Raw genomic sequence first — 20813 nt, 5'->3', positions numbered from 1 at the left:
GTGCCGGGCCTGCGGGGCCACCGTGGACCTGGCGCAGGTCTGCGGTCAGTGCCAGATGCCCCTCGACGGGCCCGCGCCGGGCGCGGAGAGGGTCGGACGGGTGGTCAACATGGGCGGCCGGCTCATGTCGAAGTTCGCCGTCGCCGTCGACGAGCAGCCCGACGCCGTCGGCGTGCTGTCCAAAGGCGACAATCTCACGTCGGTGCCGCTGTCGCAGTTCGACGCGTACCCGCGGACAACCGTTCCGCCGCCGGTGGTGTTCGGGGCGGCCGGGCGGCTGTGGGCGACGAATCAGGCCCGCCGGACCGACGCCGTCAAGGGTGGCTGGTCGATCGAGCTGGTCGACTCGACCGCGATGCGACTGGCCATGGCCAGCGTCGGCGCCCGCCGGGCAGCCGCACTCGATCTGCTCACGCTCGGCCTCGGGGCCCGGGCCGACGAGCTGCAACTGCCCGCTTCGGAGCTCAGCTGGTATCGCGCATGGCATGCGGCGCAGGCCGGTGACGTGCCGACCTTGCTCGGCTGCCTGGAAGCGTTGCCGCCGCACGGATACGTCGCGCGAGTGCCGCTGCTGGCTCGTCTGGCGGCGCAGCTGCAAGCCGATCCCGGACACATGGCACGGGCCCGCGCGCTGCTCGCACCGTTCGTGGCGACGTCACCGGACGCCGCTGCGCTGCAGGCGGCACTCGGCAGGCGACCGTCACCGAGCGCCGTCGAGCTGGCGCAGTCGTTCGCGGGACTGGTGGAGCGGTCCGGCGGGCATCCGCCAGGCGTGCTGACGCACGTGGCGTCCGCCATCGCACAGTCGCAGCGTCTCCCGTCCCTGCCGCCGGTGCCGGCGCCGGCCATGGTGGCATTCGATGCCTACCTGGCCGGCATGGCGGGCAGCTCGCTCGACGGCGCGGTGCCCGCCCTCGGTGCGCTGCCCTTCGCGCTGCTCGACGAGCTCATCGACCGGCGGGTCCTGACCCGTGTGCCGCCCGACGCCGGTCCGCTGCCGGCGTCGGTCACGGCGTACCTGCGCGGCCGCACCGAGCCGGGCAGCACCAGCGTCGCCGACCTGCGGGAGGCCGGTTTCACCGCCGAGCTGGCCCGTCGGTGTTTCCTGGCCGGTGACGACGCCGAACTGGCGACGCTGCCTGCCGCCGACCCGGCGGTGCGCCACTACCGGGCATTGCGCGAGTTCGTCGAGACGGGCCGGTTCCAGGACCCCGACGCGGTGCGACCGGTCGAGCGGGTGGTGCTGCAGCTGGTGGACGCGTTGCGCCAGAGCGCGCCGGGGCAGGCAAGGGAGGTTCCCGACGAGATCGCCCGGGACCCGTCCTGCTGGCCGCTGCTGCGGGACGTCGCGAACCGCGGCGAACTCGTCCTCGATGCCGAGCGGCGGGCGAAGTATCCGGAGCTCGGCGCCTGGATCGACCTGTGTGACGCCCAGCGGCACGTGTTCGAGGGTCGATGGGGTGACGTCATCGTCGTCGGGCGGCGGCTCGCCGACACGTCGACGGTGGAGCGCGTCCGCAACGAGGCGCAGAACATGGTGGCCTACGCGCAATGGCAGCAAGGTGCCGCGGGTGAGGCGTTGCGGGTGCTGCACGAGGCGCTCGCCAGCCAGCTCACCACCGGCCTCGCCGTCAACGCCGCCCTGGTCGCCGCGGAGCAGGGCTGCCTGCCGGTGTTGCCGCACCTGAGCACGGTGCTGCGGTCGACCGCCGATCCACAGGTCAGGCAGAACGCCATGCTGCGGGCCATCGGGCTGTGGCTGGCCGACGACAAGGTCAAGGACTACCCCGAGCCGCTCGCGCAGCTGGTACGTGAGGCGCTCGGTCAGCCGCAGGAAGATCTCGGGTTCTACGCGACGCTGCTCGACCTCTCCTTCGTCAATGACAAGGATTGGCTCGCGAAGGGCACCCTGCGATCGGGTGACGCCGCACAGCGCGAGGCGCTGCGGTACTACACGACCAAGGCCCGGGTCCTCGCCGACGGCTACAAGGACCAGTTCGAGGACGTCGCCCGGATCCTCGTCAGCAAGTGGAAGGCGACCCCCCGCCCGCAGTGGCTCGAGCGTGAACGCAACTGGATCGCCGAGCTGCTGATGGAGGTCGTGCACACGGATTTCGGCAAGGCGGCCGGGTTCTCGGGTGTGATCGAGATCCTGATCGACGGCCAGGCACTGACACTGGTCGACGAGCTGATTCTCGGCATCCAGGCGGGCGCGCACCTCTGCTTCAAGATCAGCCAGGATGGCAACGAGGTCGCTGAGCACGCCGAGCAGCGGCTCATCTTCGCGCCCGTACGCAAGTTCTGGGCCCGGCAGGGCGACCTCACCGATGCCGAGCGGGAGCACATCGCCGAGGAAACGGCCAGGTGCGTCAGCATCGCGATGGTGGCGTTCGGGGCCAGCGCCGAACGGGCCTGGGACGAGTTCGGCACGGTCTGGGACGCTCTCGTCGCCCGCGAGCGCTGGGACCAGTACAACCGTCCCACCATCCTCCGGCAGCAGGCGAAGGCGCTCGACGAGATCGAGACGTACGTCGTCCGGTGCCGGGCATACCTCAAGGCGCTGAACGGATTCGAGCTCGACGAGCCCCGCGTCAAGCAGCGCGACCTCATGACCAACCTTGCCGGCCAGTGGGCGACGGAGATCGCCCGGCTGCGATCGCTGCTGTGAGGACCATCGTGACCAGTCGAAACCCGTACCTCATCCTCGGCATCCCGTTCGGGTCGTCGAGGGAGGTGGCAAACATCGCTTTTGCCCGCAAGGCGCGTGCGTTGCGCCGGCTGGGCACCGCCGGCCGCGCCCAGATGACCGACCTGACCTGGGCGCTCAACGAGGTCGACGAGGGGATCAGCAATCCCGCCGCGGCGATGGACCTTTACCGCGTTCCCGCGGATCCGGAGGCCTTCACCGTCAAGGGCGACGGCGTGCTGGAGCCGCCCCCGGAGGTCCTGCCGCGCCAGTACGGCCTGCCGGAGGTCGCACTGGAGGAACTGCGGGCGGCCGCCGCCGTCGACTATCTCCGCTACCTGACGCTGTTACGGGCGTCCCAGATCCATGCACCCGCGCCGTGACTCCGTCATCGCTGATCGCAGGAGGACTGCAGTGTTCGCTCATCGGGACAAGGTCATCGAACAGCTCGCCGAGATCGTCGGCGCGCTGGACCTGCTGGACCGGCGCATCGACAAGATGGAAACGGTGCTGATGGTCCGTGAGCCGTCGTCGTCGGCCGCGGCCGAGGCCTACGACGGGCTGCGCAAGCAGGTCGTCAACGCCGTCTCCGCACGTCTCAACCACCTGTCGCAGCTCGTACAGCTCGACGTCGCGCTCAACCACGCCGCCGACGCGGACCAGTTGACGAAGCTGGTCGACTCCTGGTTCGAGCAGGCGGCACTGCTCAGGGTCGACGACCCGCAGGACCCTCGACGCGACACGCTGTTCGAGCTCGTCGCCGACCGGGGCGGCGAGTACCAGGTGATCGAGCCGGCCTACGTGGACACCTTGACCGGCCGGGTGATCCGGCTCGGGCGGGCCCGCCGGATGCCGGCCGTCGCACCCGAACAACGTGACTCCGGTGCCCGGCACCGTGACGTGGCCGAAGACGTACCGCAAGGAGGAATGGCATGATCGGCTCGAACGACGCCTACGGCATCGACTTCGGCACGACCAACAGTGTCGTGGCCCGTGCAACGGCGACGACCGTCGAGGCGGTAGCGCTCGACACGCCCCCGGACGCCTGGCGCAGCGCCGGCTTCGACCACGTCCTGCCGTCGGTCATCGGCATCGTCGCGAATCGCCCGCCGGTCTTCGGCTGGGAAGCCAAACGGCTCGGCAACAGCCGGCTGGAGGCGGTCAAGCGGCTGTTCGCCACCGAGGACACCGTGATGATCGGCAACGAGCAGCTCAAGGTCGAGGAGGCCGCGGCCATCTTCTTCCGGCATCTCCAGACGCAGGCCGCCGAGGCGGGCTTCGCAAGCCGCCTCGATCAGGCCGTCGTGACGATTCCCGCCAACAGCCGGGGGCTGGCCCGGTACCGGACGAAGCTCTCGGCGGGCCTGGCGGGCATCGAGGTCATGGCCCTGATCAACGAACCGACCGCGGCGGCGATGGCGCACGCCCGGGTCATCCGCCAGAACCAGCGGGTCCTGGTCTTCGACTGGGGCGGGGGCACGCTGGACGTCACGGTCCTGCAGTCGTTCGAGGGCACCTTCATCGAGCAGTCCTCCAAGGGCATCCAGCGGCTCGGCGGCCTGGACGTCGACGCGGCGTTCCTCGCCTCGGTGCTGCCGCGGATCGCGGGCTCCGGTGAATGGACGGAGGAGGACCGCAACGGTTTCCGGCTCAACCTCGAGCTGGCGAAGATCAACCTGTCGTCGGCCACCAGCGCGCAGGTGCCGCTGCCCGGTGGCCGGGGCATGTTCGAAGTGACCCGGTCGCAGTTCGAAGAGGCGATCTGGCCGCTCGTCCAGCGGACGAGGGAGCCCGTCGACATCTGCCTGCGCGAGAGCCCCGGGCGCATCGACCACCTGGTCATGGTCGGTGGCAGTTCGAAGATGCCGATGATCCAGCGGTTCGTCGCCGACATCGTCGGCACCGACATCAGCGGCGGCGTCGACCCGATGACGGCCATCGGTGAGGGCGCCGCGATCGCCGCCGGCATCCTGCGCGGCATCATCACCGATCTGGACTTCCACGTCGGCACGGAGCACGCCCTGGGGACCGTCGTGCACAACAGCTCATCGCCCAAGGAGGGCGAGTTCTCGGTCCTGATCCGGCGCAACACCAAGTACCCGGCCAGCGCCACCGACAGCTACACCCCCGCGGTCGACTTCCAGAAGGCCGTCAACGTCGAGGTGATCGAGGGCGACCCGACCAAGCCGATCACCCACGAGGACAACGTGGTGCTGAAGAACTGGTCGATCGAACTACCGGCCCAGCGGCTCGTGGCCGACGCCGCCTTCGACATCACCTACGAGTACGACGTCGACGGCATCCTGCACGTCATGGTCAAGGACCAGCGGACCGGCACCGTGATGATGGACGAGGAGCTCGCGTTCGGCGCGGGACAGAACCGTGCGCAGCTGCCCGGGATGCGCCGGCGCGTGGACGGTCTCATGGACCGGTCGGGTGGCGGGGCCGCCACCGTGACGGCGGTCGTGCAGCCGGCCCTGTCACCCACCGCGCTCGTGGCGTTGAAGAACGCCCGGGACAAGGTGATCCCGTTCGTCGCCGACGCGGACCGGCAACGCCTCGAGGTGCTCGTGAAGGCCCTGGAAGAGACCGCGCCGGGTGCCGAACCGGCCGCGCTCGCGGCCCTCGAGCGGGAGCTGCGCAACCACGCCTACCTGCTGTGAACCGGCACGGCGGGGACGGCGACGGAGGAGGTGCGGGGATGAGTGAGCCGGTGCAGCGGTTGGTCGAGGATGTCGCACGGCCGGCGTACGTCCCGCCGCCGGCGGCACTGCCGATGCCGGCCGTCACTGTCGCCGTGGCGCCGCCGGAGCCGGACCCGCCGCCCGCCTCGCCGCCGGACCCGCCGGCCCGGCTGCCGGATCCGCCGCCGGTCCTGTCGCCGATCCCGCTGCCTGCCTCGCCGCCGGCGCCGCCTTCGCGGGCGCCGGAGGACTCCAGGTGGTCCCGTCCACCGGCGACGCATGGTGCCCGCCCCCGGCAGCTCGCCGGCGTCCTGGTGATCGTTCTGGTACTGCTCGTCGGGCTCGGCGTCGGGGTCGGCCTCGGCCGGACCTCGAACGATCCATCCGGCACGGAACCCGCGCACGGCCCGGCGGTCGTCGTCGATGACACGACGGCGGCCCGGCAGACCCAGCAGACCCGGTCGCCCGCCGCCGCCACGACCACGACGCCCGGTCCGGCGGCGACGACACCCGGCCGTCCGGTCACCCCGGCACAGGCGCTCGCACTGACCGACCAGCAGGCCCTCGACGAGCTGAACCGGCAGGTCACCGAGGACGCGGCCGAGGTCACCAACCTGGTCGGGGCCTGGGTGGCGCAGGTGTCCAGCAAGTGTGTCGGCGTGAGCGTCGACATCGGCCCGGACTGGGTCGCTGACGGCGTCGACGACATCGCCCATGTGACGCTGCAGCAGATCCTGGCGTTCCACCTCAACCTGCGCGACCGGTTCGATGCCGTGACGCTGCTGCCCACCCAGGCCGGTCTGGCCAGGGACCAGGCGACCTCGGGGCCGTGCGCCGGCAGCACGACCTGGATGAGCGCGGTGCCGGAGCGGTTCGCCGACGCGGCCGCCGCCAACGACTGGTGCGCCGTCAATGTGCCACCGGTCCGCGAATGCGGCGCACGCTACTTCGCCGGCCCGGGCGAGCGGTCGACGTTGACGCTGCGGAAGTGATGATGCCGCCAATGACGCAGCTGACCGTCGCGGAGCAGCAGCTCGGGCCGCGGACCCGGCTGGCTGCCGGCGCCAACGGCGTCCTGTGGACGCTGCGGGACTACCGCCTGCCCGGTGATCCTCGCAGTCTCGTCTTCAAGCAGTTTCAGGGCGCCTCGGTCGCCACCACGCTGCCGGGCCTGCAGACCATTGTCAACAAGCGGCATCAGCTGCCCGAGGACCGTCGCGAAGCGCTCGACCGGCTCGCCGCCTGGCCGCTGCGCGCGGTGCTCGACGCGGCGGGCGCAGCCGTCGGTGTGCTCATGCATCTCATCGACGACAGCTTCTTCACGGACTTCGCGCTACCGTCCGGGAGTCGCGAACGCGGCCCTCGCGAGGTCCAGCACCTCATCTACGCGTCAGAGGCCGCCAGGCGTACCGGCGTTGACGTCCCGGCCGATCAGGACCTGTACTCCCGCCTGCTCATCTGCATGCACATGGCCTACGCCATGACGATCATCCACGGATCAGGGCTCGTGTACGGCGACCTGTCCTCCCGCAACGTGCTGTACCGGCTGCGTCCCGCGCCGACGATCATGCTGGTGGACTGTGACGCCGTCCGGGTCCGGGGCAGTGGCGTGGTCGTCGCCCAGCAGAACAGCCCGGACTGGGACGCGCCGGAGCGTGGCCCGCAGAGCCAGGACAGCGACCGGTACAAGCTGGCGTTGTTCGTCCTGCGCTGCCTGACACCGGGCCGTGGGTCGTCCACCAACCGGGAGCCTGCGGCCGCCGACGGCGTGCTGGACGGTCGCGGGCGGCACCTCATGCGCGCGGCGGTCACCGGACCGCCGGCGGAGCGGCCCACGGCCCGCGAGTGGTTGTTGTACCTGTGCGACCGGACCGGTCAGGCGCCGCTGCGGACGGAGCCGGTCGTCGCGCGGCAACCCGACCGGCAGGCGCACCTTCCGTCCGGCTGGCGCAGGCGCGTCGACGGTGCCTGGGTCCCGGCCTGACCTCACCGCGGGACGCGGCGCAGCAGCCGGGCGATCTCGGCGCCGACGGCGGGCGCGGGCGCCGTCGCCGCGGTCAGCTCCCCGGCGGCACGGGTCACGTCCTGCATGTCGATCGGCCGGGCAGCGCAGGCGACCCGCAGGACGCCGAGTATGCGCCGGGCGGCGGCGACGTCGGGAATCAGGGACGCGTGCCGGTCGATGGCGGCGGCCAGCTCCGCCAACTGGTCCGCGCCGGCGGACCGCGTGTTGTGCTGCGTGTTGTGGTCGCCGATCTGGACGTTCTGTGCGTTGACCGAGCCGATGTCGTACGTGCTCATCACGCTGCTCCAGGGTCGATGCGGATCACGGGTTGGACGCCCACGGCGCCGGACTGTGCTGCGGGGACGGGCCTGAGCCGGAGTTCGAGTTCTGGACGTTGCCCGAGCCGACCATGGCGTTCTGCGCGTTGACGGCGCCGATCGCGTAGGTGTGGTTGTTGACGATGTTGGTCTGCTTCTGGTGGAAGTCGGCCGTGTCGACGCCGTGCTGGTCGAGGAATGCTTCGATGGCGTCGAGGATGTGGCGCTGCAGGGCGTTGAGGTACATCTCCTCGTCGGTGTACGCGAACAGGAACACCCGTTCGTCCGCGGCCGCGGCGGCCCGGATGCTGAGCCCGGCGCCCCGGCCGACGGAGCGCCGCTTGCGGATGGCGCGGTGGGTTTCGGTGAGCTCCTTGCGGCGTCGCCGGGCGGCCCGCTGCTCACGTCTCCACTCGCCGGGCATGTCGCGCAGGATTCCGAGGGCGCCGAATGTGTCGCGGAGCGCTCGGAGGGTGATCTCGGTCGAGCCGGTGGGCATGTGGTCGACGGTGGTCAGGTCGGCACGTAGCGGCAGCAGCACATAGGCGTGGCATTCGATGAACAGGTCGCCGCTGACCATGGCCGCGCGGAGGTGGAGGTTGACGGCCAGTTCGCCACCCCATGACGTCTTCTCCACGCACAGGTAGGTCCGGATGTCCGGCCGGGGCTTGTCGATTCCGAGTCGCACCGCGACCGCCGGCACCGAGGCGGCGGGCCGGTCGAGCTCGTCGGGCAGCAGCCCGGGGACCGCGTCGGTCGCGTGACTCGCCACGAAGAGCCGGTTGTGCACCTCGATGTCGGGCACGCCCGACCTGCGGACGGCCAGGGTGACCGCCTTGTGCAGGTCGGCCGGCGTGAACGGCACGACGGTGCGTTTGCCGCCGCTCGAGTCGGTGGCGGGTTTGGTGGCGTCGAGGCTCATCCGCCAGCCGTCCCGGATCCGCCGTCCCCATGCGACGAACGTGTTGCCGCCCTCGAAGACGATGACGTTGCTGGTGTTCAGCGCATCCAGCCGGGTCTCGACGTCCGCGGGGAGCGGCGGTGCCAGGTCACGCACCGGGGCCTGGGGCGAGACCATCTCGCCGAGCACGCGGTAGAGGGCGAGCCGGTCGAAGAAGACCGCCAGATGGACGCCGATCACGCCGGCGAGCCCGGCGAGCAGCGCCAGCGCCGGCGAGCCGGCCGCGACCGCCACGAGCAGGATCAGCGCTGCGGCGCACACCGCTGCCAGCATCGACTGCCGGAGTCTGACGACGCGCCCCCGCGCCGACCTCGCGTGCCGTGCCAGCGCCACCAGATCGACCCCGCACGCGGGTGAAGCGGCCCGGACCGAGGGCTCGACGAGCTCGTTGAGCACGTATTCGGCGAAGCGGGGCGCGAGATGCGACGCCGAGCAGAGGTACCGGTCGACAGCGACACCGGCACCGAGGTTGTGGCGGATCGCTTTTCTCACTGGCGGCCCCCTGCCATAGTCACGCGGCGTTCTGACGGACAGTCAGTCGACGGCGCTCCCGCACCGGCCCGCGCGCCCGTCCGCGAACACGATGCCGTCGCCGCCGGCCCGGTCACCGAGATCGAGGCGGTTGCGGCCGTCGTTGAACGCCTCGTCGAAGCGGCGGCCGTTGGCGACGGCGGAATAGAACGCGCCGGCGAACTCGACGGCCAGCTTGTCGGCGATCGCCCGGGTGGTGCCGACGACGCACGGTCCGTGTGCCGCGATCGCAGCTGCCAGGCCCGCGGTGAAACAGCCGTTGAGCACGACGCATCGGATCGTGGCGGCGTGGCCGGCGAACAGGTCGGCCAGCGCCGCGGACGGCACGCCGAAGGGCCGTCCGCCCTCGTCGGCGAGGAGCAGCTCGCCGGCCGGGGTGCCGTGGACGCCGAGATGCACGACGGTCGGCCGGTGGTGCTGCAGGTGCGGGCCGATCTCGTCGTGCCGGACGGCCGGCGCGGAGACGATGTCCAGCCGCTCACGGTAGCGGCCGGACCGGACGGCCTGCGCGATGGCGCGGTACTCCTCGTCGAGTCGCAACCCTTCGGTGCCGAACGGGTTCGAGAACACCGTGAGGATCACGTTGCGGGGCAGCGGCCGCGCCGGCCCGTCGCCGGACACGTTGTCCTGGACGTTGCCGTCGCCGATCTGGATGTTCTGTGCGTGGCCGATGGTCACGGTGAACCGCGACGGACGCGGCGCGTCGAGCATGCCCGCGAGGTCGGACGCGAGCTGAGGATCCACCTCCAGCGCCGCGAAGATCTGCGCCCGGAGCACCTCGGCCAGCGCGGCGCTGCCGGGACACGCCCGAAGGTCGGCGACGGCCGGACGCAGCCGGTCGCCCCGCGACGAACCGAACAGGCGGTGCGCGATCCGGTCGCCGATCGAACCGGGCGAGGCGAGCTGCGACAAGGTGGCGGCGGCCAACGTGTTGAGGTCGGGCACAGTGGTCTTTGACGGACCGGCGTCCGTCAGATGAGGCCATGGGGACGGTCTATGCGCTCATGGCCGGCATCGAGCGTTACCGCGACGCCGGCCTGTCGAGGCTGCACGGCTGCCACGCCGACATCGCCGACGCGGCGGACGCGCTGGCGACCCGGCTGCGTGGCAGCGCCGACCTGCAGATCCGCAGGCTGCTCGACGACGACGCGACCCGCGACGCGCTCATCGACGGGTTCCGTGACCACCTCGCCCGCGCGACGAGCAACGACACCGCGGTGTTCTGGTTCAGCGGCCACGGCTCCTCCATGCTGGTGCCGCGCGAGTTGTGGCACCTGGAGCCGGACGGTCGCACCATGCAGACCCTCGTCTGTGCGGACAGCCGCCTCGACGGCCGGCCGGACCTCCTCGACAAGGAGCTGGCGCTGCTGCTCGACGACGTCGCGGACAGCGGCTGCCACGTCCTGGTCGTGCTCGACAGCTGCCACTCCGGCGGTGCCACGCGCGGCGGTGACGTTCGTGGCCGCTCCGCGCGGCCGTCCGTCCTCGACACCACCGAGCGCCTGCTACCCGAACTCGTCGCCCGCTACGCGGACCTTCCCGCGGGCACGCCCACGCACCGGCACGTCACGCTGTCGGCGTGCCGGTCGTTCGAGACCGCCGTCGAACAGCCGCTCGACGGCGTCACCCGCGGCGTCTTCAGCTGGGCGCTGTCGCGGGCGCTGCGCCGCGGTCCCGCCGCGGCCACCTACCGCGATCTGCTGGCACTCACCCGCACCGAGATGGAGCGGGTGCCGGCGGCGCAGCGACCGCAGCTGGCACCGGCCGGCCGCGGCCTCGGTGACTCGCCCGTGCTCGGTGGACCGGCCGGCAGGACCGATCCGACGCCGACGATGCGGTGGGGGCCGGGCGGCTGGCAGATCACCGTCGGCGCCGCGCACGGTGCCACCACGGGGATGCGGACGAAGGTCGTCGACCGTGGCGTGAGCCGGGAGATGCGGCTGACGACGGTGTGGACCGGTGACAGCCGCGCCGAACCGATCGGCTGGGACCCGGATCGTGGCCGTGTGTACCGGGTCGCGGTCACCGCCGCGCCGCTGGCGGTCGTGACCGTCGCCGTCGACCGTAGCGCCGGCGGGATGCTTGCCGGGCGCCTGCCCTACCCGGTGGTCGTGGCCGATGACGCCGAGCTGAGGATCGGCGCCGGTCACGACGGCGGGCTGCGGCTGGCCGACGGCGACGGCAGCCCGATCCGCCGCTGGCCGGTCGGCGGCGCAGCGGCGCGGATCGCCCGCGAGGTGGGACACATCGCGCGCTGGCGTCAGGTGTGGCGGTTGTCGAACCCCGGCTCCCGCCTGGGTGATCAGGTGTCCGTCGAGCTGGTCGAACCGCTGCCGGGCGAGACAGTGGCGCCCCCCGACCGCGACCCGGTCCGGCCCGCCGCCGACGGCGTCGTCCGCCTCGCGCACGGGCGGCCCTACTTCGTGCGCCTCCGCAACGACGGACCGGCCCGGGTGCACTGCGTGCTGCTCACCCTCACCGACACCTTCGCCGTCAGCGCGACGCTGTTCCCCGGCGCGACCGTCGCCGCCGGCAGCGTCACCGCCGCGGCCGAGGGCAGCCCGGTCGCGTTCCGGCAGGGCTGGACCTGGCTCAAGCTCATCGTCACCGGGGACGACCTGGACGCCACACCGTATGAGCTGCCGCCCATCGCCGAGGTATGGCGCGATCTGCGCAGCGTCAGCAGCATGCCCGCCGGGGACTGGTGGACGACCACCGTGCCGCTGTCCGTCAGGAGCCCGCACGAGGACAGGAAAATCGCCGTCACCGGCGGCCCGACCGGTCATTCGACCCAAAACGGAGTGTCCACATGAGTGAGCAGGGAATTCTGCTGCCGTTCTACCTGGTCGTCGACGTGAGCTATTCCATGAGCGGCAACAAGCTGGCTCAGGCCAACCTGATCATGCCCGAGGTGGCGGACTCGCTGGCCAAGAACCCGATCCTGAACGACAAGATCCGGTTCGGTGTCATCGACTTCTCCGACGACGCGCGGGTGGTGCTGCCGCTGTGCGACGTGTCGGCGCAGAACGACCTGCCCGGGCTGACGGTTCGTGGCGGCACCAGCTTCGGTGCGGCGTTCCGGCTGCTTCGCTCGCAGCTGGAGAGCGACGTGGCCCAGTTGCGCGCCGACGGCTTCAAGGTCCACCGGCCGGCGGTGTTCTTCCTCAGCGACGGCGAGCCCGGCGACAACTGGAAGGACGACTTCGACACGCTGACCGAATACGACCCGTCGACGAACACCGGGTTCAAGTACTACCCCGTCATGGTGCCGTTCGGTGTCGAGGACGCCGACGCCGACATCATGCGGATGCTGGTCTTTCCCAAGACCAAGAGCAAGCTGTACATGATGAAGGCCAACGGCGACGCGGCCACCGCCATCAAGGCGATGGCGGAGGTGCTGATCTCCTCGGTGCTCGCGTCCGGCCACAGTGCCTCCACCGGCAAGTCCGGCCTGATCCTGCCGGGTGCGGGCCAGATTCCCGCAGATCTCGACGTCGAAGAAGACTGGCTCGACTGATGGCGTTCCAGGATCCCACGCCGACCGGAAAGCTGAGCGCCGTCCGAGCGGGCGGCGGCACGGGTCCCTGGGAGTCGGTCGAGGAGGAGCAGCTGGAGCACGGCCCGGCGGTGACCGTGCCGCACACCATTCCGGCCGGGCCACGCAACGGATCGTCGTCGGCGCCCGACACGGAGCCGCGGGAACGGCCGCTGCCACGGCGGCCCTCGGCCGGCGGTGGAGCCGAGGGGCAGCACTCCACGGCGGACCCGGATCCTCCGGCCCGCGCCGGCCCGGCCGACGATCGGGAGAGGTATGCCGAGGCGCCCGACCGGCCGGAGGTGGACGGTCTGGAGCCCGGCTGGTCGATCGGCGATCCCGGGCGGGCGTTCGCCGAGGTCGTGCCGCTGCTGGGCGATCCGGAGAACGGCCCCGACACGGTGATCGACGGGGGGCTGACCGGGGAGGTCTACCTCCTCGCGGCGAGCGTCCGGGGGTTGTCGCACCGCCAGAAGGGCACGGCCCGGCAGGACTCCTACGGCTTCGCGGTGACCGCTGACGGCCACTGGCTGGTGGTGCTGGTGGCCGACGGGGTGTCCGCCGGCCGGCTGTCGCACCTCGCCGCGCAGTTCGTGGCGCGCCGCGGACCGGGCCGGGTAGCGGCGGAGATCGAGCGGATCGGCGACCCTGCCGAGGTCGACTGGTACGCGACGTTCACCGGCCTGGCCGGTTCCATCGTGGCTCTCGGCGCGAAACGGCTCGGCGAGCACGTCGACGCCGAGCAGGTGGCGAAGGAGATGGGCACGACGGCGACGGTCCTGGTGTGCGAGACCAGGGCCCGCCGCGGCGAGCGGCGGGTGCATGTGGCCTGGATCGGCGACTCGCCGGCCTGGTACGTCCAGGACGGCACCTGGACCTGTCTGACAGCGATCAAGAACGCCGGGAAGGAGGTCGCCTCCTCGTCGGTCGTCGCACTGCCGCACCTGCCGGCGGACCGGCGGGATCTGCCGGTGCACAGCGCGGTGCTGCCCACCGGTGCGCAACTGCTGGTCATGACCGACGGCATCGGCGACCCGCTCGGCCCGGCCACCGGCGAGGTCGCCGAGCAGCTCGCGCACGAGTGGCGGCGGCCGCCGACGTTGGCCAGGTTCGCCGAACAGACCGGGTTCGGCCGCAAGAGCTACGACGACGACAGGACGGTGGTCGGGATCTGGCCCTGGGCCGGGAGCGATCGTCCGTGACTCCGGCCGCCCAGCTGACCGTCGTCGAGTCCCGGCTCGGCCCGCGGCACCGGCTCAACGCCGGCGCCAACGGCACGATCTGGGCGCTGGAGCATTTCCGGCTGCCCGACGATCCCGGCGCCCTGGTGTTCAAGCAGTACCAGGGCGCCGCGCTGCCGGTGTCGCTGTCCGGGCTCGGGTCGATCGTCAACGCGCGGCTGCACATGCCCGAGTCCAACCGGGACAGCTTCGACCAGCTCGCCGTGTGGCCGTTGCGGGTGGTCGTGGACGACGACGGTGCACCGCTCGGCGTCCTGATGCATCTGATCGACGACACGTTCATGGACCGGTTCAGGCTGCCGTCCGGCCGGCAGGAACAGGGCCCACGCGAGATCCAGCACCTCATCTTCGACCCGGCCGCCGCGCGCCGCCTGGGGATCGCCGTCCCCGACGACTCGGACCTGCGGACGCGATTCGCGATCTGCGTGCGGATGGCGTACGCCATGGCCATCATGCACGGCGCGAACCTCGTCTACGGCGACGTGTCGGCCCGCAACGTGCTCTACCGGCTGCGACCGAGCCCGTCGATCCTGCTGGTCGACTGTGACGCGGCCCGGGTGAAGGGCAGCGGCGTGGTGAACAAGCAGCAGAACAGCCCTGACTGGGACGCGCCGGAAGGCAGCCGGCAGACGCAGGAGACGGACCGGTACAAGCTGGCGCTGTTCGTCCTGCGCTGCCTGACACCCGCCCGCGGCTCGTCGGTGAACCGCGACCCCGCCGCTGCCAACCGGGTGCTGGACCGGCAGGGACAGCAGCTGCTGCGCACGGCCCTGTCGGCGGCGCCCGAGGACCGGCCGCGGGCCCGCGACTGGCTGTCATACCTGCGTCAGCGCATCGGGCTGCCGCCGCTGCCGCCCCGGCAGCAGGTCAAGGCCGCGCCGGCGCCGATCGTGACCGGCTGGAAGCGGGGTGACGACGGTGCCTGGATCCCCCGCTGACCCGGCTCGGGGCGGGTGGACCTGCCGGCTGTGCGACGCCGGTCTCGGTGACGCATGGCTGGTGTCGGCCCTCGGCGAACGGTTCTGCGGCAGGCACAGCGCGCTGGCCGGTTGCCGGCTGTGCGGCGCCCCTGCCGCCGACCCGCCGTACTGCGTCGACTGCGGCTCGACCGTGGTGCCCGACCAGGCCGCGGTCCGCAAGGTCCTGCCGGCGATCCGGGCGGACCTGCACGTCCTCGGCATCCGGCTGAGCCGGCCTGTGCGCGTCGAGCTCGTCTCCGACAGCACCATCCGGACGCTCGCCGGTGCGTTGCACGACCTGCCCGGCACCCGGCCCGCCAAGATCCGGGGACTGACCGAGTCGTCCGGCGAAACCGTCATCCGGCTCGTCGTCGTCGCGGGCATGCCGCACGCACAGTTCGGCGCGGTCGTGGCGCATGAGGCGATGCATGCGTGGATGGCGCAGCGCGGTTTCCCGGTGCTCGCCACACCCATCGGCGAGGGCCTCTGTCAGTTGACGGCCTTCGCGTGGCTGCGCCGGCAGCGCGACCCGCGTGCCGGGCTGGTGCGCGATGCGATGGAGACGGACCCCGACCCTGACTACGGCGCCGGCTTCCGGGTGGTGCGCGATGCGGTGCGCAGGTCCGGGCTGAAGACGGTGCTTGCCACCGTGCGGTCGACAGGCCGGCTCCCGTGACGGTGCCGGGGTCTGTCCGGCCGGACAGACCCCGGGTCGGCGGCACCCGCCGCTACGTCGTCAGCAGGTGCTCGATCGCCTTCTTGCGCCGGTTGACGACACCGGCGAAGTTGACCAGGACACCGAGGTAGGTGACCGTCTCGGAGGCCCACATGTCGACCTGTGAGCCGCCGCCCGGCCGGGGTTCGATCGCGATCGACATCGTGATGCCACCGCGGATGCCGCGCCTGCGGACGTTGATGGTGCCGGGCCCGGCCGCCCTGGCCCACAGGACGGCCCGGGCGCCCTCGAACTCGCCGCGCACGAGCCGGACGACCTCCTGCGGGTCGTACCGGGAGTGCAGCGTCGTCGTCGCGACGGCCCGCTGCGACTCGCTGAACTGCCAGATCAGCACGCCGATCAGGCCGGCGACGAAAGCGAAACAGAGAAAATTCTCCATGACGTCACTCCTTACGGTCAGGACGACTGGTCGTTCTGTTCCTGAAGGCGGGTCATCTCGTAGCCCGTCAGCGAGGCCTTGGGCAGGCCCCGTTGGCGTTTGAACTCGATGCCCGCGTCGACGAGCGGCAGGGCGGAAGAGTGCCACGCGCTCATCTGACGGACCGTCCGTCAGATGAGCGCATGAGCCGGCGGCCACCGCGAACCTCGTACGGATACCTCGCGCCGCCCGGGGCGCGGACCGTGGGCTGGGAGTGCAACGGCGACGGCTGCGGCACAGGGGACCGGCCCGCCCCGCTGCGGTGGCCGCACCCGTGTCCGCGGTGCGGGCACCCGACCGACGCCGAGTTCGAAGAGCCGTGGGCGCACGAGGCGCGCGGATCCAGGATCCGGCACGAGCTCACCGGCGCGGACCCGTTCCGCCGCGACTACGCCCAGGTCGAACAGCACGTGTGGGCGTACAAGGACGCGCACCTGCGCGCCGACCGCGGGGGTGCTGACGCCGCGTGGCGGGCATACCGTGAGGCGAGACCCACGGGCGGGCACGAGGCCGGCACGTTGCGGATCACCTCGGCCGCCACGGCGGAGATGATCCGGCTCGCCTGTGCCTTCGACGACATCGATCGAGCGTCGCGCGAGGTGCTCGACAGCCACCCGTACGTCGACACCCGCGGCATCGAGGAGGACAGCGCCCGGCGGCACGTGGCCAGATCGTTCCTGGGGATGTGTATCCAGATCCTCGAGCGCGACCCGTCGCTGGAGCATCCGCTGTCGCGGGACGTCGACGCCGCGATGCGCGACATCGCGGTGCGCGCCGAGGACGCCCTGATGGACCAACATCACCGCGGGTTCCAACGGATCGGCGAACTCCGCGCCCGGATGCGCACCCGTGCCGCCATCGTGCGGACCCGGCGGTCCGCCGCGACCGCGTTCGACGGATTGCCCCGCCTCTGCCGCCCGGTCGACCGCAGCCGCGCCGGCGTCGTCGACCTGGACGGGCCGTCCGGCGTCGCGGGCGTCCCCGGCCGCGGGCTGCCGGCCACGCTGGCGATCGCCGACGCCGCCGTCGACGTCGCCGAGACCCACGGCGATCCCGGCCCACTGCAGGAGCTGATCCACCGCCTCGAGCATGCCGGCGGCCACGACGGTCTCACCCATCTGCTGCACGCCCGGCTCGACGCTGTCGCGGGTGACCTGGTGGCAGCCGTACGCCACCTGTCGGCCGGCGCGCACGTCGCCGGTCCGGCCGCCCACCTGTTGCGTCCGCACGTCCTTGCCACCCACGGGATGCTCCTGGCCCGAGCGGAGCCGGATCAGCCGGACCGGGCGGTCGGGCTCTGCCGCGCCGGTCGCCGGGCGGGGCTTCGCCGGTGGCGGCGGAGCACGCCCGCCGACCCCGCTCTTGCCAGGCTCCTGCTGTCGCGTGCCCTCCGGGACGACGCATCCGCCGAGCAGCGCGAGCTCGACCTGCGGGAGGCGACCCGGCTCATCCGGCGTCGGTGCCGCGGTGCCCACGAGCCGGACGACCAGCTGCTGCTGCTGGAGACGCTCGCCGCCGTCGACGCGCCCGCCGGCCGGCAGACGTCGTGGCGCAAGGCGGTCGACGGACCGTGGAGCACCGCGGCGCGCGCCCGGCTCGCCGCTGCCTGGGCGGAATGGGCCGCGGACACCGGCGATGACGCCGCCGTCGCCGAGGCGTATCAGCGCCTGGTCGGGCTGGCCGCCCGCGATGCCGTCGAACGGTACGGCAGCGACGCGAAACGGCGGGTGATGGCAGCGGCCCAGGAGTATGCCGAGGAGGCCGGCTACTGGTTGGCTCGCACGGGACGGTACCGGGAGTCGGTCGTCGCTCTGGAGACCGGACGCGCCGTCGGGCTGAGTGAGGCACTCGGCCGGTACGAGGTCACCGTCCTCGACGAACTGCGGGCCGCCGGCCGGCCGGAGCTTGCCGAGGAGTACCGGGACGAGCTGATCGGCGTCAGCCGATCCCGCCGAACAGCGCACGGGAGCCGCGACGCGCGCGGCTCCCGTGCTCGTCAGGTCAGCCGAGGAAGGTCTTCAGGTGCTGGACGACGGCCGCCGGTTGTTCGTCGACGAAGTAGTGGCCGGTGTTCTCGATCTGCGCCAGCTGGAGGTTGGTCGCCTGGGCGCTGAGCGTCGCGGCAAGGCCGGGGAAGAAGCCCGGGCAGGCCAGGCCCAGGGTCGGCGTATTGATCTGCCCGTACGTCTCGTTGTCGATGATGTCCTGGCCGAACGCCTTGTACCAGCCGTTGCCGCCGCGGATCGCGTCCGGGGTCGCGTACGCGGCGGCGAAGATGGCGCGGTCGGCGTCGCTGATGGCGGCGCGGTTGACCAGCAGGTAGTCGAACATCCAGTCGACCAGGAAGCGGGAGCGACCGGTGATGAGCTGCTCGGGCAGGGTGTTCAGCTGGTTGAAGGCGAACCACCACGGGTGGAACGGCGCGCCCGGCGCGGGCAGCATGCGGAACTCGTAATATCCGCTGTTGGGGTGGCTGACGTCCAGCATCACGAGCTTGTCGACGGCCTGCGGCTTGTTCACCGCGAGGCTGTATGCGACCATCGCCCCCATATCGTGGCCGACGACGTGCGCCTTGGTATATCCGAGGGCGGTGATCAGGCCTGCGACATCGGCCGCCATCGTCTTCTTGTCATATCCGGACTGCGGCTTGCTGGAATTGCCGCCGCCGCGCAGGTCGACCGCGATAACGCGATACTTCGTGGCGAGATCGGGCATGATCTTCCGATATTCCCACCACGTCTGCGGCCAGCCGTGCAGCAGAAGAACGGGCGCCCCGCTGCCGCCGGCGACATAGTGCAGGCGCACGCCGTTGGTCTGCACGTAACCGCTGGTGAACGATCCGCGAAGACTGGCCGCGAGCCGGCTCGCAGAGGGTGCGCTGGTTGCGTCCACTTCGGATGGTACGGCGGCTTGCGCGCTGGTGCCGGTAGCCGCCGCGGCGACCGTTCCGGCGCCGAGCGCGAGCAACTTTCTTCTGTCCATAAAGGACACGCAGTGCTCCAATCTCTAGTCGGACGCAACGACGTTATCCCAAAATTGATCGACGCAGAAGAGTATGTCCCCCAGAAGATCCGACCGAAGGGGGCCATTGTATTCGCCGATCGGAGGGCGCATCCGGCGATGATCGTCTGTACGGTCCGGCAACCGCAAATCGACTTGAGATGATGCTCGACTATGATCGACTTCTATGCGGACGGGGTGGGTCACATCCAGCGGGAGCCCAGCCACATGCGGGAGAGCCATTCGGCGTTGGTGATGTTCATGGCGCTGTAGATGGGATAGAAGTAGGCGAAGCAGAGGGCGACCAGGGTGACGTACGCGCCGGCGACGATGGCGCCGGTCAGCCTGCGGTCGCTGGTCGGGTCGACGTGGCGGGGCGGGCCGATGATGGCGCCGAGGACATAGACGACCGCCAGGACGAGGAACGGCTCCGCGGGCAGCGCGTAGAAGTAGAACATCGTGCGGTGCTCGGGCATCGACTGGAACCAGGGGACGATGCCGGCGAGGGCGCAGGCCATGATGAGCCAGGCGCGGCCGTCGCGGCGGGCGATCGCCAGCCAGCCGAGGGCGACCAGGGCCGGCAGGAACGACCACCACAGCACCGGGGTGCCGAGCAGCAGGACCTGGGACACGCAGGCGCTGGCGTCGCAGGGGCCGTCGGTGTTCACGTACATGCTGACGGGCCGGCCCAGCAGCAGCCACATCCACGGCCATGACTGGTAGGGGTGCGGGCTGCTCAGTCCGGTGTGGAAACCGTACGCGGCCCGGTGGTACTCCCAGAGGTTGACCAGCGGGTCGATGAAGCGGTCGTGGCCGAGGCCGTTCGCCTGCGCGTACCAGTGCCGGTAGTAGCCGTCGTCGGAGACGAACCAGCCGGTCCAGGTCGCCAGGTAGGTGACGAGGATCAGGCCGCCGAACGCGAGGAGCCAGCGGCCGTCGCTGAAGACCGCGTCGTACAGCGGGCGCCGGCCACCGGCGGTGCGGCGGGCGCTGGCGTCGAAGACGACGATGACCGCGGCGAACAGCAGGATGTACCACAGCGCGCTCCACTTGACGCCGGCGGCGAGGCCGAGCGAGACCGCGCACGCCAGGCGGTACCAGGGGACGCCGAGCCGTGGCGGGCCGGAGGTCTCCAGCGCCGCGAGCCATCGGGCGCGCCGCTGCTCCCGGTCCAGGACGAGGAAGTAGAACGCGACGACGATCCAGAACATCAGGAAGATGTCGAGCAGCGCCGACCGGGAGAGGACGAAGTGCATGCCGTCCAGGGACATCAGCAGGCCGGCGGTGGCGGCGAGGATCGTGGAGCGGAAGAGCCGCCGGGCGGCCAGGACGATGAGCAGGATCGCCAGGACGCCGACCGTGACCGCGGCGATGCGCCACCCGAACGAGTTGTATCCGAAGATCTGTTCGCCGAGCCCGATCATCCATTTGCCGAGCGGCGGGTGCACCACGTACTGCGGGGTGTTGTCCTCAGGGTTCCACTCGACCCCGTGCTGCAGCAGGTCCCACGCCTCGTTCGCGTAGTAGACCTCGTCGAACACGAGTTCTTTCGGATGCGCCAGGTTCACCATCCGCAGCAGCAGCGCGATGCCGGTGACCAGCAGCGCCGCCAGCCAGAAGCCGGGCGTGGCGGGATCCGGCCGGGACAGCCGGCGGCGCACTACGTCCGGCACGGTCCGCGCTTGCGACGTCATCCGGTGATCGTAGAGGGCCCCGGGCCCGCCCGTCCGTCCCGGCGGG

General features: G+C 71.3%; 19 protein-coding genes. 12 read left to right on the top strand and 7 right to left on the bottom strand.

Annotation, left to right across the window (positions count from 1 at the left end):
• Window positions 1-22: 22 nt before the first annotated feature.
• From ACZ6TV_RS34860 to ACZ6TV_RS34835, 6 genes are read left to right on the top strand one after another with little or no spacing between them, the layout of a single operon-like run.
• Window positions 23-2668, top strand: coding sequence for a hypothetical protein (locus tag ACZ6TV_RS34860; RefSeq protein WP_465302009.1), 2646 nt, complete (start codon window positions 23-25; stop codon window positions 2666-2668).
• Window positions 2665-3069, top strand: a complete 405-nt coding sequence (locus ACZ6TV_RS34855) for a hypothetical protein (RefSeq protein ID WP_465302007.1) — start codon at window positions 2665-2667, stop codon at window positions 3067-3069. The genes ACZ6TV_RS34860 and ACZ6TV_RS34855 overlap by 4 nt, the downstream gene beginning before the upstream one ends.
• A gap of 31 nt (window positions 3070-3100) precedes the next feature.
• On the top strand, window positions 3101-3622 hold the full coding sequence (locus tag ACZ6TV_RS34850; protein ID WP_465302005.1) for a hypothetical protein: 522 nt from the start codon (window positions 3101-3103) through the stop codon (window positions 3620-3622).
• Window positions 3619-5349, top strand: a complete 1731-nt coding sequence (locus ACZ6TV_RS34845) for an Hsp70 family protein (protein ID WP_465302003.1) — start codon at window positions 3619-3621, stop codon at window positions 5347-5349. Before ACZ6TV_RS34850 ends, ACZ6TV_RS34845 begins: the two co-directional genes overlap by 4 nt.
• 38 nt (window positions 5350-5387) lie before the next feature.
• Entirely contained in the window at window positions 5388-6362 is a 975-nt protein-coding gene (locus ACZ6TV_RS34840) for a hypothetical protein (protein WP_465302001.1), read from the top strand.
• A gap of 11 nt (window positions 6363-6373) precedes the next feature.
• Window positions 6374-7354 carry a hypothetical protein gene (locus tag ACZ6TV_RS34835; protein ID WP_465301999.1) on the top strand — a complete coding sequence of 327 codons (981 nt, stop codon included), beginning with the start codon at window positions 6374-6376 and terminating at the stop codon, window positions 7352-7354.
• Window positions 7355-7356: 2 nt separating this feature from the next.
• Here the strand turns inward: ACZ6TV_RS34835 and ACZ6TV_RS34830 are convergent, their stop codons facing one another.
• The 3 genes from ACZ6TV_RS34830 to ACZ6TV_RS34820 are packed head-to-tail and all read right to left on the bottom strand — an operon-like array spanning window position 7357 to window position 10129.
• On the bottom strand, window positions 7357-7671 hold the full coding sequence (locus ACZ6TV_RS34830) for a hypothetical protein (RefSeq protein ID WP_465301997.1): 315 nt from the start codon (window positions 7669-7671) through the stop codon (window positions 7357-7359).
• A gap of 25 nt (window positions 7672-7696) precedes the next feature.
• Window positions 7697-9145, bottom strand: coding sequence for a hypothetical protein (locus ACZ6TV_RS34825; protein WP_465301995.1), 1449 nt, complete (start codon window positions 9143-9145; stop codon window positions 7697-7699).
• Window positions 9146-9187: 42 nt separating this feature from the next.
• Entirely contained in the window at window positions 9188-10129 is a 942-nt protein-coding gene (locus ACZ6TV_RS34820) for a CHAT domain-containing protein (RefSeq protein ID WP_465301993.1), read from the bottom strand.
• A gap of 38 nt (window positions 10130-10167) precedes the next feature.
• On the opposite strand from ACZ6TV_RS34820, the gene ACZ6TV_RS34815 reads away from it, so the two are divergent.
• The 5 genes from ACZ6TV_RS34815 to ACZ6TV_RS34795 are packed head-to-tail and all read left to right on the top strand — an operon-like array spanning window position 10168 to window position 15595.
• On the top strand, window positions 10168-11997 hold the full coding sequence (locus ACZ6TV_RS34815; protein WP_465301991.1) for a caspase family protein: 1830 nt from the start codon (window positions 10168-10170) through the stop codon (window positions 11995-11997).
• Window positions 11994-12701 (top strand): vWA domain-containing protein, encoded by a 708-nt coding sequence (locus ACZ6TV_RS34810; protein ID WP_465301989.1) that lies wholly within the window; start codon window positions 11994-11996, stop codon window positions 12699-12701. Before ACZ6TV_RS34815 ends, ACZ6TV_RS34810 begins: the two co-directional genes overlap by 4 nt.
• Window positions 12701-13921: a protein phosphatase 2C domain-containing protein gene (locus tag ACZ6TV_RS34805; RefSeq protein ID WP_465301987.1), complete on the top strand. Its 1221-nt coding sequence runs from the start codon at window positions 12701-12703 to the stop codon at window positions 13919-13921. Before ACZ6TV_RS34810 ends, ACZ6TV_RS34805 begins: the two co-directional genes overlap by 1 nt.
• On the top strand, window positions 13918-14898 hold the full coding sequence (locus tag ACZ6TV_RS34800) for a hypothetical protein (protein ID WP_465301985.1): 981 nt from the start codon (window positions 13918-13920) through the stop codon (window positions 14896-14898). Before ACZ6TV_RS34805 ends, ACZ6TV_RS34800 begins: the two co-directional genes overlap by 4 nt.
• Window positions 14879-15595, top strand: coding sequence for a protein DA1 (locus tag ACZ6TV_RS34795; RefSeq protein WP_465301983.1), 717 nt, complete (start codon window positions 14879-14881; stop codon window positions 15593-15595). The genes ACZ6TV_RS34800 and ACZ6TV_RS34795 overlap by 20 nt, the downstream gene beginning before the upstream one ends.
• Window positions 15596-15647: 52 nt before the next feature.
• Here ACZ6TV_RS34795 and ACZ6TV_RS34790 read toward each other — a convergent pair whose 3' ends face one another.
• On the bottom strand, window positions 15648-16034 hold the full coding sequence (locus tag ACZ6TV_RS34790; protein WP_465301981.1) for a hypothetical protein: 387 nt from the start codon (window positions 16032-16034) through the stop codon (window positions 15648-15650).
• Window positions 16035-16051: 17 nt separating this feature from the next.
• A complete protein-coding gene (locus ACZ6TV_RS34785) occupies window positions 16052-16189 on the bottom strand; it encodes a hypothetical protein (RefSeq protein ID WP_465301979.1) in 138 nt (45 codons plus the stop codon).
• A 27-nt stretch (window positions 16190-16216) separates the two neighbouring features.
• Here ACZ6TV_RS34785 and ACZ6TV_RS34780 point away from each other — a divergent pair, with 27 nt between their 5' ends.
• Complete coding sequence (locus ACZ6TV_RS34780) at window positions 16217-18187, top strand: hypothetical protein (protein ID WP_465301977.1); 1971 nt, start codon at window positions 16217-16219, stop codon at window positions 18185-18187.
• On the opposite strand, the gene ACZ6TV_RS34775 is transcribed toward ACZ6TV_RS34780, so the two are convergent.
• Together ACZ6TV_RS34775 and ACZ6TV_RS34770 are read right to left on the bottom strand one after the other, a co-directional pair.
• Entirely contained in the window at window positions 18075-19055 is a 981-nt protein-coding gene (locus ACZ6TV_RS34775) for an alpha/beta fold hydrolase (RefSeq protein WP_465302055.1), read from the bottom strand. The two genes, ACZ6TV_RS34780 and ACZ6TV_RS34775, sit on opposite strands and share 113 nt — an antisense overlap.
• 221 nt (window positions 19056-19276) lie before the next feature.
• Window positions 19277-20767 carry a dolichyl-phosphate-mannose--protein mannosyltransferase gene (locus tag ACZ6TV_RS34770; protein ID WP_465301975.1) on the bottom strand — a complete coding sequence of 497 codons (1491 nt, stop codon included), beginning with the start codon at window positions 20765-20767 and terminating at the stop codon, window positions 19277-19279.
• Window positions 20768-20813 lie beyond the last annotated feature (46 nt).

This window comes from Dactylosporangium sp. NPDC051087, from assembly GCF_055586325.1.
This window is presented reverse-complemented; position numbering and strand designations above follow the sequence as displayed.

Excerpts from the sequence above, each read along its gene's own strand:
- ACZ6TV_RS34835 (WP_465301999.1), top strand. The coding sequence starts at position 6,374 with ATGACGCAGCTGACCGTCGCGGAGCAGCAGCTCGGGCCGCGGACCCGG.
- ACZ6TV_RS34810 (WP_465301989.1), top strand. The coding sequence starts at position 11,994 with ATGAGTGAGCAGGGAATTCTGCTGCCGTTCTACCTGGTCGTCGACGTG.
- ACZ6TV_RS34805 (WP_465301987.1), top strand. The coding sequence starts at position 12,701 with ATGGCGTTCCAGGATCCCACGCCGACCGGAAAGCTGAGCGCCGTCCGA.
- ACZ6TV_RS34815 (WP_465301991.1), top strand. The coding sequence starts at position 10,168 with ATGGGGACGGTCTATGCGCTCATGGCCGGCATCGAGCGTTACCGCGAC.
- ACZ6TV_RS34845 (WP_465302003.1), top strand. The coding sequence starts at position 3,619 with ATGATCGGCTCGAACGACGCCTACGGCATCGACTTCGGCACGACCAAC.
- ACZ6TV_RS34790 (WP_465301981.1), bottom strand. The coding sequence starts at position 16,034 with ATGGAGAATTTTCTCTGTTTCGCTTTCGTCGCCGGCCTGATCGGCGTG.
- ACZ6TV_RS34830 (WP_465301997.1), bottom strand. The coding sequence starts at position 7,671 with ATGAGCACGTACGACATCGGCTCGGTCAACGCACAGAACGTCCAGATC.
- ACZ6TV_RS34840 (WP_465302001.1), top strand. The coding sequence starts at position 5,388 with ATGAGTGAGCCGGTGCAGCGGTTGGTCGAGGATGTCGCACGGCCGGCG.
- ACZ6TV_RS34770 (WP_465301975.1), bottom strand. The coding sequence starts at position 20,767 with ATGACGTCGCAAGCGCGGACCGTGCCGGACGTAGTGCGCCGCCGGCTG.
- ACZ6TV_RS34775 (WP_465302055.1), bottom strand. The coding sequence starts at position 19,055 with ATGGACAGAAGAAAGTTGCTCGCGCTCGGCGCCGGAACGGTCGCCGCG.
- ACZ6TV_RS34785 (WP_465301979.1), bottom strand. The coding sequence starts at position 16,189 with ATGAGCGCGTGGCACTCTTCCGCCCTGCCGCTCGTCGACGCGGGCATC.
- ACZ6TV_RS34780 (WP_465301977.1), top strand. The coding sequence starts at position 16,217 with ATGAGCCGGCGGCCACCGCGAACCTCGTACGGATACCTCGCGCCGCCC.